This window comes from Streptomyces beijiangensis (assembly GCF_017315755.1).
In the GTDB taxonomy this organism is placed as follows: Bacteria; Actinomycetota; Actinomycetes; order Streptomycetales; family Streptomycetaceae; genus Streptomyces; species Streptomyces beijiangensis.
In genome coordinates this window covers 1-712 of the sequence record NZ_JAFLRJ010001141.1, presented here as the reverse complement: position 1 = coordinate 712, position 712 = coordinate 1, and the positions used below count along the sequence as shown (strand labels likewise).

Annotated in this window: 1 protein-coding gene; it reads right to left on the bottom strand. The window is 68.5% G+C overall.

From position 1 onward, the window contains the following. Positions 1–141: 141 nt before the first annotated feature. Positions 142–621 carry a pyridoxamine 5'-phosphate oxidase family protein gene (locus tag J0695_RS40925; RefSeq protein ID WP_206969873.1) on the bottom strand — a complete coding sequence of 160 codons (480 nt, stop codon included), beginning with the start codon at positions 619–621 and terminating at the stop codon, positions 142–144. Positions 622–712 lie beyond the last annotated feature (91 nt).

Genomic DNA, 712 nt, shown 5'->3' with positions numbered 1-712 from the left:
ATCAAGGGTCGGGGCGGGGTGGCGGCGGGGTCCAACACCTGTTCGGGGCGGATTTACGCAGGTGGAGTGTGAATCGGGGGCGTGCGCCGCCGGACCGAGCCGCGGCAGCACGCCCCCGAGGGCGCCGACCCCACTGCGGGCCTAGACCAGCCACTTCCCTTCGCGCATGAGCGTTCGCCCGGCCAATTCGGGAACCGTCCCCCAGGCCTGCAGGAATTCCGGAACGACCCGGAACCAGACATATGAGGGGTGGTCCTCCCGGGGGTCCCAGCCGTCTTTCGCAGCAAAGGCGTCGCCCACCTCGGCCGGAAGCTCCTCTCGGGTCAGCACGCTTGCAATGCCGTGGACCAGGACCACGTCCCTGGTGGGACCGAAGGAGAGACGGACCTTTCCCGAGGCGGCCAGGTTGCGCCCGGTCGGGTTGGTGTCGCGGGTGGAGAGCCATACGGCCTCGCCGTCCCACAAGAAGGCAAGCGGAACGAGGCACGGCTCGCCGGTGCCGTCGGCGGTGGCGACCCACACGTCCGTGTCCCGGGCGAGCCGTTCCAGCGCTTCGCGCTTGCGCTGCTCCTGGCTGCGGGGACCGCTGGGACCGCTGGGGCGGGAATCAACTGACGTCATGGAACGAGGCTATGGCTCGAACCCTTTACGTCACATCCACCAACGGAACTAGATCGCAGGGCTTAAGTCCCCCCTTCGGAGGCTCCGTTCC